The sequence below is a fragment of the Sphingomonas panaciterrae genome, assembly GCF_036890205.1.
GTDB classification, from domain to species: domain Bacteria; phylum Pseudomonadota; class Alphaproteobacteria; order Sphingomonadales; family Sphingomonadaceae; genus Sphingomonas; species Sphingomonas panaciterrae.
In genome coordinates this window covers 631,905-646,655 of the sequence record NZ_JAKNQR010000001.1, presented here as the reverse complement: position 1 = coordinate 646,655, position 14,751 = coordinate 631,905, and the positions used below count along the sequence as shown (strand labels likewise).

General features: G+C 65.0%; 12 protein-coding genes. 5 read left to right on the top strand and 7 right to left on the bottom strand.

The features are described 5' to 3' along the window. Nucleotides 1–2 precede the first annotated feature (2 nt). Nucleotides 3–1,334, top strand: coding sequence for an HlyD family type I secretion periplasmic adaptor subunit (locus L8F96_RS03190; protein WP_334655037.1), 1,332 nt, complete (start codon nucleotides 3–5; stop codon nucleotides 1,332–1,334). Nucleotides 1,335–1,344: 10 nt separating this feature from the next. On the opposite strand, the gene L8F96_RS03185 is transcribed toward L8F96_RS03190, so the two are convergent. From L8F96_RS03185 to L8F96_RS03160, 6 genes are all read right to left on the bottom strand, one after another. Further along, nucleotides 1,345–2,478 (bottom strand): aspartyl protease family protein, encoded by a 1,134-nt coding sequence (locus L8F96_RS03185; protein WP_334655035.1) that lies wholly within the window; start codon nucleotides 2,476–2,478, stop codon nucleotides 1,345–1,347. A 200-nt stretch (nucleotides 2,479–2,678) separates the two neighbouring features. Further along, nucleotides 2,679–3,533, bottom strand: a complete 855-nt coding sequence (locus tag L8F96_RS03180) for an AAA family ATPase (protein ID WP_046408507.1) — start codon at nucleotides 3,531–3,533, stop codon at nucleotides 2,679–2,681. An 84-nt stretch (nucleotides 3,534–3,617) separates the two neighbouring features. Further along, a complete protein-coding gene (locus L8F96_RS03175; protein ID WP_145118439.1) occupies nucleotides 3,618–4,271 on the bottom strand; it encodes a DUF6975 family protein in 654 nt (217 codons plus the stop codon). A gap of 174 nt (nucleotides 4,272–4,445) precedes the next feature. Continuing rightward, complete coding sequence (rpoD, locus tag L8F96_RS03170) at nucleotides 4,446–6,467, bottom strand: RNA polymerase sigma factor RpoD (protein ID WP_046408511.1); 2,022 nt, start codon at nucleotides 6,465–6,467, stop codon at nucleotides 4,446–4,448. Continuing rightward, nucleotides 6,467–8,359, bottom strand: a complete 1,893-nt coding sequence (gene dnaG / locus L8F96_RS03165; RefSeq protein WP_334655031.1) for a DNA primase — start codon at nucleotides 8,357–8,359, stop codon at nucleotides 6,467–6,469. The genes rpoD and dnaG overlap by 1 nt, the downstream gene beginning before the upstream one ends. A gap of 63 nt (nucleotides 8,360–8,422) precedes the next feature. Further along, nucleotides 8,423–8,875 (bottom strand): GatB/YqeY domain-containing protein, encoded by a 453-nt coding sequence (locus tag L8F96_RS03160; protein WP_334655029.1) that lies wholly within the window; start codon nucleotides 8,873–8,875, stop codon nucleotides 8,423–8,425. Nucleotides 8,876–8,970: 95 nt separating this feature from the next. On the opposite strand from L8F96_RS03160, the gene carA reads away from it, so the two are divergent. The 4 genes from carA (at nucleotide 8,971) to greA (ending at nucleotide 14,347) form a co-directional block, all read left to right on the top strand. After that, nucleotides 8,971–10,149: a glutamine-hydrolyzing carbamoyl-phosphate synthase small subunit gene (gene carA / locus L8F96_RS03155; RefSeq protein WP_334655027.1), complete on the top strand. Its 1,179-nt coding sequence runs from the start codon at nucleotides 8,971–8,973 to the stop codon at nucleotides 10,147–10,149. Next, on the top strand, nucleotides 10,146–10,445 hold the full coding sequence (locus L8F96_RS03150; protein WP_046408517.1) for a hypothetical protein: 300 nt from the start codon (nucleotides 10,146–10,148) through the stop codon (nucleotides 10,443–10,445). The genes carA and L8F96_RS03150 overlap by 4 nt, the downstream gene beginning before the upstream one ends. A gap of 17 nt (nucleotides 10,446–10,462) precedes the next feature. Continuing rightward, the gene (carB, locus tag L8F96_RS03145; RefSeq protein WP_334655026.1) at nucleotides 10,463–13,792 is read left to right on the top strand and encodes a carbamoyl-phosphate synthase large subunit; all 3,330 of its coding nucleotides are present in this window, start codon (nucleotides 10,463–10,465) and stop codon (nucleotides 13,790–13,792) included. Nucleotides 13,793–13,870: 78 nt separating this feature from the next. Beyond that, complete coding sequence (gene greA, locus L8F96_RS03140; protein ID WP_046408521.1) at nucleotides 13,871–14,347, top strand: transcription elongation factor GreA; 477 nt, start codon at nucleotides 13,871–13,873, stop codon at nucleotides 14,345–14,347. Between the two features lie 165 nt (nucleotides 14,348–14,512). On the opposite strand, the gene L8F96_RS03135 is transcribed toward greA, so the two are convergent. Then, the gene (locus L8F96_RS03135; RefSeq protein WP_046408523.1) at nucleotides 14,513–14,740 is read right to left on the bottom strand and encodes a DUF4170 domain-containing protein; all 228 of its coding nucleotides are present in this window, start codon (nucleotides 14,738–14,740) and stop codon (nucleotides 14,513–14,515) included. Between the last annotated feature and the right edge of the window lie 11 nt (nucleotides 14,741–14,751).

Here is a 14,751-nt window from a genome sequence, read left to right as displayed (position 1 = left end):
CCATGTCCAACCTCACGTTCAACCTTGCCGGTCCCCCGCTACATCTGGACGACCCGCAGCGCGCGCTCGACCGCAGCGTGCGTCACGCGATGATCCTGGCGGCGCTGCTGGTGGTTGTCGTCGCGCTCATGGCCTCGGTGATCCGGGTAACCGGGGCGGTGATGGGCAACGGCAAGCTGTCGGTCGAATCCAGCGTCAAGCAGGTAGCGCATCCATCCGGCGGGGTGGTGGCCCAGCTGTATGTCCGCGAGGGCGACCGCGTCCGCAAGGGCCAGCCGATCATGCGCTTCGACAATCGCGTCAGCGGCGACAGCGCAGCGTCGCTTGGCCAGTCGCTGGAGCAATTGCTCGCCTCGCAGGCCCGGCTGATCGCGGAACGCGACGGTGACGCGTCCATCCGCTTTCCGCCGGCTCTCGCCACGGCGAATACGCCCACCGCGCTCGCAGCCAAGGATGAGGCTGGTCGCCAGTTCGCCGCGCGTCGCTCGCTTCGCCTGACGGAGCAGGAGGCGATCCGGGAGCGGATCGTCCAAGCGCAACAGGACGTCGCAGCGACAAGCGCCCAGTTGCAGGGCGCGGAGAACCAGCGCACCTTTCTCACCCCGGAGCTGGAGGCGCTGCGCGGCCTGTACGCACGTCAGCTCGTGACGGTTGCACGGGTCAACCAGCTGGAGCGCACCGCCGCCGAGCTGAACGGAACAATAGCCTCGCTGCGCGCGCGGATCGCCGAAAAGCGGGCGCGCATTGCCGAACTGCGGCAATCAGCCGTCGAAGCAGAGCGCAATGCCCGCGTCCAGGCCGGCCAGGAGCTTGCCGTCGTCATGTCCCAGCTTGGCGACCAGCGCGTCCGCTCCATCGCCGCCAGCGATGCGTCCGAGCGATCGCTGCTTCGCGCGCCTTATGACGGCGTGGTCAACAACCTGGCGTTCCAGACCGTGGGGGGCGTCGTGCCACCCGCCCAGACGATCATGGAGATCGTGCCCGATCGTGAGCCGTTGATTGTCGACATGGCGGTCAGCCCGACGGACATCGACCAACTTCATATCGGCCAGCCCGCCGTTCTCCGTTTTGCCGCATTCAGCGCCCAGTCGACGCCAGAGCTGACGGGCGAATTGTTCTACATTGGCGCGGATCGAAAGAGTGACGAGCGCACCGGCGCGACCTTCTTTGAAGCCCGGCTGCGGGTGCCGGAGTCGGAGGTGCAGAAGCTCGGCAATCTGAAGCTGAAGGTCGGCATGCCGGTGGAGGCCTATATGCAGACTGGACGACGTTCGCTGATGTCCTACCTGCTCAAACCGCTGGTGGATCAATTCAACCGCGCGTTCCGGCAGTGATCCCCGCGCCTCAATAGAATTCGCGCAGCGTCAGCATTCGCTCGCGTCCATCGCACAGGCCCAAGGCGACGGTTCGTCCCGGCTTGCCCGCGGACCAGGTCGTGAGCGGCAGGGTGCCATAGTTGCGCGGGACAGGCTGCCCGTCGATGCGGCAAATCATGTCGCCCTCCTGCCATCCGGATTCCGCCGCCGGGCTGCCGCGCATGACGTGCAGCACACGCAGACGATCGCGGTCGATCCCGAACAGCAGCCCGCTGGTGGAGCGCAGTGGCGGCAAATCAGCCTTGCGGCCGGGCGACAGGATCATGCGGCCAGCGCCCGGGTCCAGCAGGACGCGATAGTTCTGCAGAAATCCCGTCCCGATCCGGCCGGCGGCATCGATCGACTCTGAAAACCCGCGCGGCGGCTCGATACGCACCTCGACGTTGCGCGCGACCAACTCGCCGATCCGCAGGCTCGGCACGATGCCGATCGTGCTGGTGACGGTGCCCGCCAGACCGAAGGAAATCGTCGTCGTCGTGCGCACATTGTCGATCGCAGCCGCCTGCCAGCCTGGCGAGGTTACCGTTATCGATGATCCATCCCCCGTATCGACGATCATCGGCCGCAGGTGCGTGGCGCCCAGCGTGGCTTGGCTGACATAGACCATCCGATCACGCGAGATGGAGAGCGGCGCGGCCCGGCCGCGGAACGGCAATCGTCCGCTTGGTAGCAGTCGGAAACGGCGCGCCTCGAAGTGGATGTCGAGCGCATAGCGCGCGGTGAGGTCACGTCCGACGAGAAGGTCGACCGGCTCGGTACTGCCGGTTGCCAGCGCCGGCAGCGTCGCCACGGCAAGGCCGCCACCCTGCCGCGTCAGCGCGCCAAAGCTCACGTCCCGGGTCGCCGCCCAGCCGATCGGCACCAAACCACCGATGGCGGTCGCACTGCCGCCCGCCATGACCTTGAGCGCGGCTGCGTCGGCAAAGCGGCGCGACAAAACCGAATAGCTGACGCCGGTGTCGAGGATTGCGGTTGCCGGACGGCCATCGATCGTGAGCGAGAAACGCAGCTGGTTCCCCGGCGTGAAATCGAACGGCACCCAGCGGCTTTCAGCATCGGGCGCCAGAACGAACACGCCCTGAGGCTGCGCCGCCGGGGACATTACCGGCGCGCCAGACTCGACCGAAGGGGAAAGCGGGAGGGATCCCGCGCCAAGGGCCGGGGAGGCCGCCGTTGCGGCGATCGACAGGATCAGGGACACAGGCTGGCGTAGCGACCCCAAACGCGGGTGCCTATCCGGAAATTGCGCGACGGGTCTGATGGAAGAGCGGCCGCCCCGCCGGTCCGGCGGGGCGAACCTCCTCAGCCCTTGTTCGCCTGGCGCTTGGCCATGAAGGCAAGCCGTTCGAACAGCATAACATCCTGTTCGTTCTTCAGCAGCGCGCCGTGCAGTGGCGGGATCGCCTTGGTCGGGTCGCGGTTCTGCAGCACCTCGAGCGGCATGTCCTCGTGCAGCAGCAGCTTCAGCCAGTCGAGGAGCTCGCTGGTCGACGGCTTCTTCTTCAGGCCCGGAACGTCGCGGACGTCGTAGAAGATGTCGAGTGCCTTCGACACCAGCATCCGCTGGATGCCGGGGAAGTGTACGTCGATGATCGCCTGCATCGTCTCGCGATCAGGAAATTTGATATAATGGAAGAAGCAGCGGCGCAGGAATGCGTCGGGCAGTTCCTTCTCATTGTTGGACGTGATCACCACGATCGGGCGCTCGACCGCGCGTACGGTTTCCTTCGTCTCGTAGACATGGAATTCCATGCGATCGAGTTCTTGCAGAAGATCGTTCGGGAATTCGATGTCCGCCTTGTCGATCTCGTCGATCAGCAACACCGGAAGCTGGGGCGCGGTGAACGCTTCCCACAGCTTGCCCTTGCGGATGTAGTTGGAGATGTCGTGAACCCGCTCGTCGCCGAGCTGGCCATCACGCAGGCGCGCCACCGCGTCATATTCATACAGGCCCTGCTGCGCCTTGGTGGTGGATTTCACGTTCCACTCGATCAGGGGTGCGCCGGTCGCCTTCGCGATTTCATAGGCAAGGACGGTTTTTCCGGTGCCCGGCTCGCCCTTCACGAGCAGCGGCCGGCGAAGCGCCACGGCCGCGTTGACCGCAACCTTCAAATCATCGGTTGCGACGTAGCTCTGCGTGCCCTCGAAGCGCTTCATGCCCTCATCCCGTCTTGTTCGACTATCGGGTATGGCGATGCGGGAATTTTCGGGCGGGTGCAAGACGCTTGCCGTGCTGCGCGGTCAAAGCGCGTTGCGTGCCTCCATCCGCGCGGCCAGCAACTGCCACAGGCCGCGATGCTGGAGCGCCAGCTGCTGCGCGCCGAACGACAGCGCGCGAGCAGGCGCCGGCTTCTGAGCGATCGTCGCGGCGGCCGCGATGATGTCCTCCTGCGGCGGAATAGCCGCGGGCAGCAACACCATTTCCGCGCAACAGGCCGCGACGCCCAGCACGTTCCTGATCGCGTGCCAGTCGAGCAGCAAGGCAAGAGCAGCTCCCACCGCGCAGCCCGCCCGTTCAGACGAAGCGAGGGTAGTCAGGGCATGGTGCTGGCCAGTGAGGGCCGCCTCCGCCTGCGCCGCGCGCGGCGTGGACGGGCGTGGGCCGATCGCGGCCGTCAGCGCGGCTAGCAGGTGCCGCTCCTCATCGAAGCCGATCGCAGCAACGCGCAACCAGTCGCGGAGCGGCGCCGCGCCATTCGCATGTATTGCGCGCTCGACGAGGCTGGGCGCGCTGCCATGTAGCGCGCAGAGCGCATGGACTGCATCAGCCAGGTCGCGCACGGCGCCATCGCCATCGACCAGCGCGGCGACATGGGCGCAACCCGCTGTACCGTCTGCCGCCACGATGGCGTCAAGCGCGTGACGGGTCGATGCAAAGCCCGCGTTGGGAGTCACCAAAACATACCTTCCGACGAGTTGCGCCGGAGGATCGCAAAACAAGGTAAAGACGCGGTTAAGCGCCATCGATCAACGTTGGCTGCATTTCCGTGCCGATGATCGTAGCGCAGTGGGCCATCGGGGCTGCAAACAGAACGGGCGGGAAGATCGCTCTTCCCGCCCGCTGGATCCTCACTGGTCGAGGAAGCTGCGCATCTTGCGGCTTCGGCTCGGGTGCTTCAGCTTGCGAAGCGCCTTGGCCTCGATCTGGCGGATGCGTTCGCGCGTCACGCTGAACTGCTGGCCGACTTCCTCCAGCGTGTGGTCGGTGTTCATGCCGATGCCAAAGCGCATGCGAAGCACGCGCTCCTCACGCGGCGTGAGGCTGGCAAGGACGCGGGTGACCGTTTCCTTCAGGTTCGCCTGAATCGCGGCGTCCACCGGGATCACCGCGTTCTTGTCCTCGATGAAATCGCCCAGGTGGCTGTCTTCCTCGTCGCCGATCGGCGTTTCGAGGGAGATCGGCTCCTTGGCGATCTTCATAACCTTGCGCACCTTCTCCAGCGGCATGGAAAGGCGCTCGGCCATTTCCTCCGGGGTCGGCTCGCGGCCCTGCTCGTGCAGGAACTGACGGCTGGTGCGAACCAGCTTGTTGATCGTCTCGATCATGTGGACCGGGATACGGATCGTGCGCGCCTGGTCCGCGATCGAGCGGGTGATCGCCTGCCGGATCCACCATGTGGCGTAGGTGGAGAACTTGTAGCCCCGGCGATACTCGAACTTGTCCACCGCCTTCATCAGGCCGATGTTGCCCTCCTGGATGAGATCCAGGAACTGCAGGCCGCGGTTGGTGTACTTCTTCGCGATGGAGATCACGAGGCGCAGGTTCGCCTCAACCATCTCCTTCTTGGCGATGCGCGCCTCGCGCTCGCCCTTCTGCACCATGTTCACGATGCGGCGGAACTCGCCGAGCGCCATGCCGGTCTGCTGCGAGATCTCGGCGATTTCGCTGCGGATCCGCTCGACGGCGGCCGCTTCGTTGGTGGCGAAGGCGGTCCACTTCTTGTCGAGGCCGTTCACCGTCGCCAGGAACGTGTCGTCGAGCTCATGACCCATGTAGCGATCGAGGAAGTCCTTGCGGCTTACCTTGTGCCGCTCGGCCAGTCGCAACATCTGCCCGCCCAGCGCGGTCAAACGCCGGTTGTAGCTGTACAGCTGGTCGACCAGATACTCGATCTTTGCGTTGTGGAACTGGACGCTCTCGACCTCGGCCGTCAGCTCCTCGCGCAGCTTCTGATACTTGCGCTCGTCCGCCGCGGTCAGCTCGGTCCCGCCGCCCATGGCGTCGAGCCGGCCCTGCTGCATCTTCGAGAATTTCTTGTAGATCGACGTGATGTTGGCGAACTTCTCAAGCGCCATCGGCTTGAGCGTTTCCTCCATCTGCGCGAGGCTGAGGGTATTGTCCTCCTCTTCCTCGTCCGACGCGCGCGGCGTACGACGCTCGGTCATGTCATCGTCGTCGTCCGACGATGCTTCCTCCGGCTCGTCCTCTTCCTTGAACGAGGTGCCAGCGGTCTTCTCGCTGATCTCGCCATTGTCGTCCTCGGCACCCTCGACCTGCTCGGCCGACGGACCCTTGGACAGCATCGCGTCGAGATCGATGATCTCGCGCAGCTGCATCGTGCCTTCGTTCAGCTGGGTGGACCAGTCGATGATCGCATTGAAGGTGATCGGCGACTCGCACAGGCCCATGATCATCGTGTCACGGCCGGCTTCGATACGCTTGGCGATCGCGATCTCGCCCTCGCGGCTGAGCAGCTCAACGGCGCCCATCTCGCGCAGGTACATGCGCACCGGATCATCGGTGCGGTCGACCGTTTCCTTCTTCTTCTCGACGGCGGGCGCGGTGCCCTGGTCGACGTCGACGGATTCGACCTCGTCCTCCGGCTGCTCCTGCTCGTCGCCGTCCTCGCCGGCTTCCTCGTTCTCGACGATGTTGACGCCCATTTCGTTGAGCGCGGACATCACGTCCTCGAGCTGGTCGCTGGACATCTGGTCCTGCGGCAGGGCGGCGTTCAGCTCATCATAGGTGATGTACCCGCGCTTCTTGGCGCGAGCGATCAGCTTTTTGACGTCCGCGTCGTTCAGGTCGATCAGCGGGGCATCAGCCAGTTCAACACCGTCTTCTGCACCGCTACCGTTAACCTTCGCCATCAATCGTCCTCGGAATCAAAAGCGCGGGCGTCTTCGTTCGACTGAACGAGATTTGCAAGCCGAAGCTCCAGCGCCTGTTTTTCTTTCACCAACGCCACCTGTCGCTGGAACGCCTCGTCGGTGAAGCGCGCCTGCATGGCGGACGTTGCATCAGCCAGTGCCGCATCCACTTCAGGCTGCGTCACCAGGATCGCGATCGCTTCGTCCAGGTCTTCCCGGGCGCGCGACGCATCCCCCGTCGGCTGCGTAAAGGAATAAGGCATTGTATCTGCTCTCAGCAGGTCACGGGCGACTGCTTCGAAACCGCTGTTCCGCAATATGGTGACGAGGCGGGCGCTATCAAGCTCCCGATCCTCAAGCGCAACATCGACCACTGCCTCGAACAATCGGCCAAGCGCGCCGTCGGCCATGCGCAGCGATCCCAGCACTTCCATATGGCGCGCGATTTCGGCCGGGTGGCGGATCAGCCCGGCGAGCACGGCCTTGGCCAGCACCCGGTCGATGCCGGCAGCACGAAACGCCTTGGCGTCGTCTGTGACGGGCAGGGGCGGGGGCGTCCATTTCTGTCCAGGCCGTCTGGGTACGAATGGCTGCCGGGGTTCAAAGCTGCGACCGCGCTCGAACGGGCGGCGGGTTTGCCCGAACTGCTCGTCATAACGACGGCGGAACTCTGCCTGATACTCCGACCGTACGACCGGATCGCCGATGGTCTTGGCGAGTTCGGCCATGCGGGCGCGAAAGCCGGCGCGCTGCTCGGGCGTGGTGAGCGGCTCGGCCGCGACTTCATGCGCCCACAATCGGTCGACCAGCGGCGTCGCCTCGCGCACCAGCGCCTCGAACGCGCCGGCGCCCTTGGCACGGATCAGGTCGTCGGGATCCTGACCCTCCGGCAAGGTGACGAACTGGAGGCTGCGACCGGGGGCGAGCAGCGGCATCGCCCGGTGCGCGGCACGGATCGCGGCCTTCTGCCCGGCATTGTCCCCGTCGAGGCAAAGCGTCGGCACATCGACAATCCGCCACAGCCGCTCCAGCTGATGCTCGGTCAGCGCGGTGCCGAGCGGTGCGACCACTTCCCCGATCCCGGCCTGCGCAAGGGCAATCGCATCCATATAGCCCTCCACTACCAGCACGCGGTCCGCCTTGCGCGCGGCGGGCAGGGCGCGATCGAGGTTGTAGAGCGTGCGCCCCTTGTCGAAGAGCGGCGTGTCGGGGGAGTTCAGATATTTCGGCTCGCCATCGCCGATGATCCGCCCGCCAAAGGCGATCACGCGCCCGCGCGCATCGCGAATCGGGATCATCAGCCGACCGCGGAACCGGTCATAGGGCTCCTTGCCCTCCACGCTGATCAGCAATCCCGCCTCGATCAGCATGGCGTCGCCAAATTGCTTCAGCGCCGCGCGCAGCTTGCCGCGGGCGTCTGGCGCGAATCCGAACCCGAAATTGCGCCGGGTCGCATCCGAAATTCCGCGCTTGTCGAGCAGGGCGCGCGCGGCGGCGCCCTCGATCCCGTCGAGCTGCTGGCGAAACCACTCCGCCGCCGCGGTCATCACATCGTGGAGCGAGTTCGCCTTCTCGGCGCGCGCCGCGGCACGCTTGTCAGGGGCGGGCATCTCCATGCCCGCCGCCTGCGCCAGCTCCTTGACCGCATCGATGAAGGGCAGGCCCCGCTGGTCGGTCATCCAGCGAATCGCATCGCCATGCGCCGAGCAGCCGAAGCAGTGATAAAAGCCCTTGTCGTCGTTGACGTAGAAGCTGGGCGTCTTCTCGTTATGAAACGGGCAGCAGCCCTTGTGCTCACGCCCCGCCTTGGTGAGCTTGGTTGTCTTGCCGATCAGCGCGGACAGCGACGTGCGCGCGCGCAGCTCGTCAAGAAAGGCGGGGGTCAGCGACATGGTGTTGCTCGTGAAGACATGCGCTTCCCAAAACCCTCCCGCAAGCGGGAGGAGCGTTCAGAGTTAAGCCAGAGCCGCCTTCACGAGGCCGCTCGCCTTGGACATGTCGAGCACGGTGCCGTGGCGCGCCTTCAGTTCGGCCATAACCCGACCCATGTCCTTCATCCCGGCGGCGCCGATATCGGCCTTGATCGCCTCGATCGCGGCGGTCGTCTCCGCTTCGTCCATCTGCTTGGGCAGGAAGCGGTCGATCACCGCCACTTCGGCCTCTTCGGCCTTGGCCAGTTCCTCTCGCCCGCCGCTGCGGAACATCTGAATCGACTCGGTGCGCTGCTTCTTCATCTTCTGCAGCACTTCGACCACCAGCGCGTCGTCGTCCGGCGCGTTGGACTGGGTGCGCGCTTCGATGTCGCGATTCTTGATCGCGGCCTGGATCAGGCCGATCGCGGCGCGGGTTTCCTTGTCGCCGGCCTTCATGGCAGCGATCTGGGCTTGCTTGATATCGTCTCGAATCATGGTTCCTTAGGCCATATCAGATTGACGTGGCGGAGGGGCGAGTTTAGCGCGCCCCACTTAACGTACATCGCCGCTTACCAGGAGTGCCCGCCACCATGGCAGACGCAATACCCACGCACGCGCCTCAGCCCGATGCGGCCACAGGTGTCCTCGTTCTGGCAACGGGCGATGTGCTGTGGGGCCGTGGATTCGGTGCCGAGGGACAGGCCGTTGGCGAGGTGTGCTTCCACACCGCGATGACCGGCTATCAAGAAATCATGACGGACCCGAGCTTCGCTGGGCAGATCATCACCTTCACCTTTCCGCATATCGGCAATGTCGGTGCGAACCCCGATGACGTCGAGGCGGATGAGCCGCATGCGCTGGGCATGATCGTGCGCGAGGATCCGACCGCACCGTCCAACTTCCGCGCCGCCGAGAATCTCGAAGTCTGGATGAAGCGGCACGCGCGCATCGGCCTCGCCGGCATCGACACGCGCGCGCTGACCCGGCGCATTCGGGCCGGGGGTGCGCCGAATGGTGTCGTCGCCCATGCCGCAGATGGCCGATTTGATCTCGATCTGCTGCTGAGGATGGCGCGCGAATGGCCGGGGCTCGAGGGCATGGACCTCGCCAGGGAAGTGACCCGCGAAACGCACGGCACCTGGGGTGCGGATCGCGCCGGCGGTATCTGGCGCATCGGTTTCGGTTATGACGGCGCCGAGGGTGAGGATCGCCCACACGTCGTGGCGATCGATTACGGCAGCAAGCACAACATCTTCCGCAACCTTGTTCAGGCGGGCGCGAAGGTATCGGTGGTGCCGGCGGAAGCCGACTTCGACACGATCATGGCGCTTAACCCCGACGGCATCTTCCTGTCGAATGGCCCGGGAGATCCCGCCGCGACTGGCGAATATGCCGTTCCGGTGATCCAGAAGCTGCTCGACACCGGCAAGCCGCTATTCGGCATCTGCCTTGGCCACCAGCTGCTCGGCCTCGCGGTTGGGGCACGCACGACCAAGATGTTCCAGGGGCACCGCGGCGCGAACCATCCGGTGAAGCGCCTCGCCGACGGCGCGGTCGAGATCACCAGCATGAACCACGGCTTCTCGGTGGAGCGTGAAAGCCTTCCGGCGAACGCTCGCGAGACGCATGTGTCGCTGTTCGATGGCAGCAATGCCGGACTGGAGCTGACCGACAAGCCCGCGTTCAGCGTGCAATATCACCCCGAGGCGAGCCCGGGGCCGCAAGACAGCTTCTACCTGTTCGAACGGTTCGTGGGTTCGCTGCGTTGATCACGCGGGGCCAGCTTGCTGCCCCGGTGCTGACCCTCGCTTTGGCCGCCTGTTCGCAGGCTGCGCCGGCGAACCAGCACCAGTTGCAGGCGCGGCTTTCCTCCATCCCCAATACATGTGGGGTGGCGACAGCGCGGCTGAAGGCGACATCGGCCTCGAACGTGACGATGGAATTGCCGGGCGACATGCCAGCTGCGGAGGCCGAACAGGCCGCCGCCTGCATCGCCGCCGAAGTGAAGAAGATTTCGGGAGCCAGCCTCACGCCGATCGGCGCGGGGGCGGGGGCCGCCGAGTAAGGACCAAGAGAGACATAATGCCCAAGCGCACCGACATCTCCTCCATCCTCGTCATCGGCGCCGGGCCGATCGTAATCGGTCAGGCGTGCGAGTTCGATTATTCGGGCACGCAGGCGATCAAGGCGCTCAAGGAAGAGGGCTATCGCATCGTCCTGGTCAATTCGAACCCGGCCACGATCATGACCGATCCCGAACTGGCCGACGCCACCTATGTCGAGCCGATCACGCCGGAGATCGTGGCCAAGATCATCGAGAAGGAGCGGCCCGATGCAGTGCTCCCCACGATGGGCGGGCAGACCGCGCTCAACACCGCGCTGGCGCTGTTCCATGACGGCACGCTGGAGAAGTTCGGCGTCACCATGATCGGCGCCGATGCAGAGGCGATCGACAAGGCCGAGGACCGGCAGAAGTTCCGCAACGCGATGGACAAGATCGGGCTGGAAAGCGCCCGCTCGGCCGTCGCGCATACCGAGGCGGAGGCGCTGGAGGCGCTGGAGAAAACCGGGCTCCCCGCCATTATCCGGCCGAGCTTCACGCTGGGCGGCACCGGCGGCGGCGTCGCGTACAACCGTGAGGAGTTCCTCGAGATCGTCCGCAAGGGCCTCGACGCGTCGCCGACCACCGAGGTGCTGATTGAGGAGTCGCTGCTCGGCTGGAAGGAATATGAGATGGAGGTGGTCCGCGACCGTGCGGACAATTGCATCATCATCTGCTCGATCGAGAATATCGATCCGATGGGCGTCCACACGGGCGACTCGATCACTGTCGCGCCTGCGCTGACGCTGACCGACAAGGAATATCAGATCATGCGCAACGCCAGCATTGCGGTGCTGCGCGAAATCGGCGTGGAAACAGGCGGTTCGAACGTACAGTTCGCGGTCAATCCAAAGGATGGCCGCCTGATCGTGATCGAGATGAACCCGCGCGTGTCGCGCTCGTCTGCGCTGGCGTCGAAGGCCACCGGTTTTCCGATCGCCAAGGTCGCGGCGAAGCTGGCGGTGGGCTATACGCTCGACGAGATCGAGAACGACATCACCGGCGCGACGCCCGCAAGCTTCGAGCCGACGATCGACTATGTCGTCACCAAGATCCCACGCTTCGCCTTCGAGAAGTTCAAGGGCGCCGAGGCGGTTCTGTCTACTGCGATGAAGAGCGTCGGCGAAGTCATGGCGATCGGACGCAACATTCACGAATCGATGCAGAAGGCGCTGCGTGGTCTGGAGACCGGCCTCAGCGGCTTCGACCGGGTTGAGCGGCTGGTCGGCGCACCGCGTGCCGAGATCGAGGCGGCGCTTGCCGTCGCTTCGCCCGATCGCCTGCTGGTCGCCGCACAGGCGCTGCGCGAAGGCTTCACCGTCGCCGAGGTGCACGCGATCGCCAAATACGATCCCTGGTTCCTGGAGCGGATCGAGGAGATCGTCCGCGCCGAGGAGGAAGTGTGTCGCAACGGCCTGCCGATCGACGCGGCGGGCATGCGCCGGCTGAAGGCGATGGGCTTCAGCGACAAGCGTCTCGCGTGGCTTGCGCTGCAGTCGGCCAATCTGCGGGGCATGCGTCGCGGCATCGCGCAAGGGTCCGGCCTGATCCATGAGGCAGTCAAGGCGATGACCGGCGGCGTCACCGAGCAGGAGGTGCGCGCGCATCGCCACAAGCTTGGGGTGCGCCCGGTGTTCAAGCGCATCGACACCTGCGCAGCAGAGTTCGATGCGAAGACGCCCTACATGTATTCGACCTATGAGGCGCCCACCTTTGGTGAGGCCGAGAACGAAGCGATGCCGTCGGATCGCCGCAAGATCGTGATCCTGGGCGGCGGGCCGAACCGGATCGGGCAGGGGATCGAGTTCGATTACTGCTGCTGCCACGCGTGTTTCGCGCTGGCGGATGCCGGGTTCGAGACGATCATGGTCAATTGCAACCCAGAGACGGTGTCGACCGATTATGACACGTCGGATCGCCTGTATTTCGAGCCACTGACGGCTGAGGACGTGCTGGAGATCCTGCACGTCGAGCAGTCCAAGGGCGAGCTCGTCGGGGTCATCGTCCAGTTCGGTGGCCAGACGCCGCTGAACCTGGCGCGTGCGATCGAGGCGGCCGGGATCCCGATCCTCGGCACCTCGCCCTCGGCCATCGATCTGGCGGAGGATCGCGAACAGTTCGCCGCGCTGGTCGACAAGCTGCGCCTGCTTCAGCCCAACAACGGCATCGCGCGCAGCCGTGAAGAGGCGCTGAACGTCGCCGAGCGGGTCGGCTATCCGGTGCTGATGCGCCCGAGCTTCGTGCTCGGTGGCCGCGCGATGGAAATCGTCGACGGACCGCAGCAGCTTGAGGACTATATCCAGACCGCGGTTCAGGTGTCGGGCGACGCCCCGGTGCTGATCGACCAGTATCTGCGTGACGCGATCGAGGTGGACGTGGACGCGATCTGCGACGGCGACGATGTCGTGGTCGCCGGTGTGCTGCAGCATATCGAGGAAGCCGGCGTCCATTCGGGCGACAGCGCCTGCTCGATCCCGCCTTATTCGCTGCCCGCCGAGATCATCGCCGAGATCGAGCGTCAGGCTGAGGCGCTGGCGCATGGCCTTGGCGTACGCGGCCTGATGAACATCCAATTCGCGGTGAAGGACGGCAAGGTCTATCTGATCGAGGTGAACCCGCGCGCCAGCCGCACGGTGCCGTTCGTCGCCAAGGCGATTGGTGCTCCGATCGCCAAGATCGCCGCGCGCGTGATGGCGGGCGAGAAGCTGAAGGACCTGCCCACGATCGACCGCAACATCGATTACGTGGCGGTGAAGGAAGCCGTGTTCCCGTTCAACCGCTTCCCCGGAATCGATCCGGTCCTGTCACCGGAGATGAAGTCTACGGGCGAAGTGATGGGAATCGATCGCGATTTCACCACCGCCTTCGCCAAGTCGCAGCTCGCCGCGGGCAATGTGTTGCCGAGCGGCGGCAAGGTGTTCGTCAGCGTGAAGGACAATGACAAGGCGGCGATCACGACCGCGATCCGCGGACTGGTGGACGCTGGCTTCACCATCGTCGCGACCGGCGGCACCGCGGATCACCTGCAACGCGCCGGCCTGCCGGTCGAGGTGGTGAACAAGGTGGCGCAGGGCCGGCCGCACATCGTGGACCGGATCAAGGATGGCGACATCGCGCTGATCTTCAACACGACGGAAGGCTGGCAGAGCCTGAAGGATTCGCAGCCGATCCGTGCCTCGGCGGTGAATCAGAAGATCCCGTACTTCACCACCGCCCAGGCAAGCATTCAGGCGGCGAAGGCGATCACGACCGTGTCGCAGAACCTTGAAGTACGCCCGTTGCAGGCCTATTATTCGCAGTCGCACAACTAATCCCCGACAATTTGTTTGAGGTGCGAAGCGGCTAAGGGAGGCCGCTCGGGGACGGGTTTATTGAAGGGTGACGCGCACATGGCGACCGTCGAGAAGATGCCGATGCTGCAGGAAGGCTACGACAAGCTGACTGCGGAGCTCAAACGGCTGAAAATCGAACGGCCGCAGATCGTTGATGCGATCGAAGAAGCGCGTGCCCATGGCGACCTGTCCGAAAACGCCGAATATCATGCCGCCAAGGAGCGTCAGGGCCAGATCGAGGCGACGATCGCCGACATCGAGGACAAGCTTTCGCGCGCGCAGATCATCGATCCGCGCGACCTGTCGGGCGACAAGGTGGTGTTCGGCGCGACCGTCACGTTGCTCGACGAAGATGACAAGCCGATCAGGTACCAGATCGTTGGCCAGACCGAAGCGGATGCGAAGTCGGGCCGGATCAGCTACAATTCGCCCATGGGCCGCGCACTGATCGGACGCAGCGTGGATGACGAGGTAGAGGTGTCGGTGCCGGCCGGCGACCGCTATTACGTGGTGTCCAAGATCGAATTCATCTGATCGTGGCGGGATAGAGCCTGAGGCTGCAGCGGCGCGTTGCAGCCCCCGTGCGTTCGCTCCGACTGTTCATCCCGCAGAGCCACGCAACGAGCCAAATAAAAGGCTGCGGACGCGCCTAGGCGTCCGCAGCCTCGAGGGGAATCGGGGTGAGGGGGCGTTGGCGGCTCAGCCGGCGGGCTTTAGCAGCTCCGGCTCGAGCAGACGGTGCAGGTGCACCACCACATATTTCATCTCCGCATCATCGACGGTCCGCTGTGCAGCAGCGCGCCAGGCCTTCTCGGCCGATGCGTAGTCTGGAAAGACGCCGACGATGTCGATGGACTTGAGGTCGGCGAAGTCGAGCGTGCGCGGGTCGGTAACCCGGCCGCCGAAAACGAGGTGAAGCTTGCTCATGGCGGCTCCCT

Bases quoted from the DNA above. Each gene is read 5' to 3' on its own strand.
- carA (WP_334655027.1), top strand. From the start codon at position 8,971: ATGGCAGACGCAATACCCACGCACGCGCCTCAGCCCGATGCGGCCACA.
- carB (WP_334655026.1), top strand. From the start codon at position 10,463: ATGCCCAAGCGCACCGACATCTCCTCCATCCTCGTCATCGGCGCCGGG.
- greA (WP_046408521.1), top strand. From the start codon at position 13,871: ATGGCGACCGTCGAGAAGATGCCGATGCTGCAGGAAGGCTACGACAAG.
- L8F96_RS03190 (WP_334655037.1), top strand. From the start codon at position 3: ATGTCCAACCTCACGTTCAACCTTGCCGGTCCCCCGCTACATCTGGAC.
- L8F96_RS03160 (WP_334655029.1), bottom strand. From the start codon at position 8,875: ATGATTCGAGACGATATCAAGCAAGCCCAGATCGCTGCCATGAAGGCC.
- L8F96_RS03180 (WP_046408507.1), bottom strand. From the start codon at position 3,533: ATGAAGCGCTTCGAGGGCACGCAGAGCTACGTCGCAACCGATGATTTG.
- dnaG (WP_334655031.1), bottom strand. From the start codon at position 8,359: ATGTCGCTGACCCCCGCCTTTCTTGACGAGCTGCGCGCGCGCACGTCG.
- L8F96_RS03185 (WP_334655035.1), bottom strand. From the start codon at position 2,478: ATGTCCCCGGCGGCGCAGCCTCAGGGCGTGTTCGTTCTGGCGCCCGAT.
- L8F96_RS03135 (WP_046408523.1), bottom strand. From the start codon at position 14,740: ATGAGCAAGCTTCACCTCGTTTTCGGCGGCCGGGTTACCGACCCGCGC.
- rpoD (WP_046408511.1), bottom strand. From the start codon at position 6,467: ATGGCGAAGGTTAACGGTAGCGGTGCAGAAGACGGTGTTGAACTGGCT.